Origin of the sequence: Planktothrix paucivesiculata PCC 9631 (genome assembly GCF_900009265.2) — a bacterium.
In the GTDB taxonomy this organism is placed as follows: Bacteria; Cyanobacteriota; Cyanobacteriia; order Cyanobacteriales; family Microcoleaceae; genus Planktothrix; species Planktothrix paucivesiculata.
Genome location: NZ_LR734987.1, coordinates 8,892 through 11,460, shown reverse-complemented (window position 1 = coordinate 11,460; position 2,569 = coordinate 8,892). Strand labels below are relative to the sequence as shown.

The following is a 2,569-nucleotide window of genomic DNA, read 5'->3' as shown; positions in this document are numbered from 1 at the left end:
CATTGAATCATCAACAATTATTTCCGCCCGTACCATGCCGTCCAATATCGGTTTTAAGGTTGCTGGCAAATTATCTGCTGGGTCAATTTGTCTTTTTAAGTACCAATAGACCTCTAACCAAACTTTACTATGAAATTGAGTTTTTCCCAAACAAATTGCCTCACAATCTTCTGTCCAAGCCTTCTTGTCTGCTGCTGATTTATACGGATTACTTCTGGCTGATGCTATTATTTTATTCAAACTTGGTGGCAATGGAAAGATTAGTTTTTCTATCATAATTCTCTACAACCCTAAATCAATAATCGAACAAACTACTAAAGAAAAGACGGGATTATTATTTTCAAAATAATGTGGGTAAAGCTGCATGAAGTTCTCGATAAAATCCTCAAGTAAATCATCATAACCAGAACTAAAAGTTAACTTCCCACTTTCTTCAAAACAATCTGTTGAAACTGCACCAATAGTTATTAAGATTAGGTTCTGTGAAAACCGACTAGATTTAGAGTTTGGATTCTTTTTTATATGCTGGATTAATGCTGCAATATAGACTAAATCCTCGTTGTTAAGTAATCGAATATCTAAGAAATTCATAAGCTATCCTCCTGATATTATTCTATTACAATTATTAATACAAGTCAATCTTTTTTAGAACTACTTTTGGTCAGTTTTCAAACAGTTTTATAAGGTTTTATTGGAACAAATTCATGTAAATTTAGGTAAATTCTTATAAGGATATTGATAATTGTTAATTGTTAATTGTTAATATAAGGATTGTGCCTCACCAAAATAGAAGTAAGCCAGTGTCGCAGCTTTTTTCAATGTGTCCAGGTTGACGAAGATTGCAACACTAGAACCTTGGCTAACTTGTTCGACAACGTGGATTAGGAAACTAAACCGTGCAATCTTACCGGGCATTTTTTTCCATTGTGCCTCTAGTGCCTCAGTCCGGGCTTGATTTCGATTTATTTCACAGTCATTGTTTAACAACGCAAAATATTTTTCAGCTTCCGATGTAAACCTTAACTTTAACTTTGGAAGATTGGATATTTTTTCGTAAAACCCGGTTAACAATGGAGTGATATCGAGTTTACCCTGTGGGTTATCTGGAATAATAAATGGTGATTTAGGCTGGTTAATAAAGTTGACCCGGCTCCACTGACCATTATCATCAGTTCCATTGTTATATGCAGCCGCCACTTGGGGTTGAATCCCTCCCAAAATTGACACTAAACATTCATCGTAATCCCCTTTTAAAAGCTCAATTTTTCCGTGTCCATCATAGTAAGAAAGCAAGTTTTCAGTTAACCCACTGTTATAGGATTTTGAATTATTTTTATAACTTCTTGCTAACTCATCAGAGATAACAATAATTCCCCATCCTTTCTTACCATGTCGATTCAATAAGCTTCGGAACCCGGCTTGTGAAGCGTTGTTGATATAATAACGCCGCATCACAGGTTTTTCAGGCATCGGAAGGCTTTTATCGTCTTCCCAGTCATCTAATTCAGCTTGGTATTTTTGCATTTCTTTGGCTAAATCATCAGAGGCTTTTCTTTGTAATTCCCGTAATGGTTGGGTTGCAATCTTGTTAATTAAAAGTGATTTTTTCTGGCTTGGGACGGCACAGATAGCGGTGTATATCCCCTGTGTCTGGTCAAACTCTGTAGAATCCAAAGCGTCAATTTTTGAGCCAACTGTTACCAGCGAACTAACAACAGTATAGAAGGCACTCAATGACAGTTCAGGACGAAAACATAACCGATTAGCAAACTCACAAATTTTTATTAGGTTTCCAGGTAAATAATCTCCAATATTGATTTTTGCTGTCCAAACATTGATGCTATTTTCCCAGTCTTTCATGTTCACCTTACTTGATTTTAATTAATTAAATTATCACCCATTACAATTAGGTTGTTCGTTTAAAAATCTCTCACAAAAATCATGGGTTTTCTTTGGGGAATTGTTGGTATTTTTCTATATTATTTTGAATCAAATTAACCCCATAGAATTTAATTCCTAAATCAATAAGAAAAGTTGAAGAAATTATCAGGAAACTTATAATTAAAATCCAAGTCCTGATTCCGCCTGGAGTTCCGGTAATGATTTTGCCAAAAGTCCTAAGTCCCGATAAATCAGATTCTAAATCTTCCCATTGCTTTTCATCTTTTCGTTGAGCTAATTCCAGTTCCCGAACCCTAGGAAGAACTGCGCGGTCTGAAATATAGAGGTTTTTCTCAACTTCTTTAAGTCTAATTCCTGCCTCACGAATTTCTACCTCAAGCCTAACAAGTTTCTCAATTTGAGATTGAGATAATTCTTTGATTCCCGTTCCCGAAAATAAAGGTTCGTTTACTAATTTTTCTATTAGTTTTTCTAACCCATTGTTGTTTCTCCTAATTTCCGAATGTTGCAAAACTTCTGGAATAGCTTTAATTAAAGCCAAGTTGCGTTCTTCTGAGATTCTCAGGGATTCTTGAAGTTGTTTCGACTCGGTGATATCAATTCCAAATATTGCTATTCCTAATTCGTATTTTCTAGCTGATATTAAAAAGAACTTCTTTGGAGTCCT

At 35.1% G+C, this 2,569-nt stretch carries 4 protein-coding genes; all 4 read right to left on the bottom strand.

Going from position 1 to position 2,569, the window contains the following annotated elements; all coding sequences use genetic code 11:
* Positions 1-276 (bottom strand): RusA family crossover junction endodeoxyribonuclease (locus PL9631_RS02305; protein ID WP_197046234.1); only part of this gene is annotated, 276 nt, incomplete at its 3' end.
* 6 nt (positions 277-282) lie between these two features.
* The gene (locus PL9631_RS02300; RefSeq protein WP_083616586.1) at positions 283-591 is read right to left on the bottom strand and encodes a hypothetical protein; all 309 of its coding nucleotides are present in this window, start codon (positions 589-591) and stop codon (positions 283-285) included.
* Between the two features lie 168 nt (positions 592-759).
* Positions 760-1,860, bottom strand: coding sequence for a DUF3987 domain-containing protein (locus PL9631_RS02295; RefSeq protein ID WP_083616584.1), 1,101 nt, complete (start codon positions 1,858-1,860; stop codon positions 760-762).
* Positions 1,861-1,939: 79 nt separating this feature from the next.
* Positions 1,940-2,569: hypothetical protein (locus tag PL9631_RS02290; protein ID WP_083616582.1), on the bottom strand; the 630-nt coding region annotated here is incomplete at its 5' end.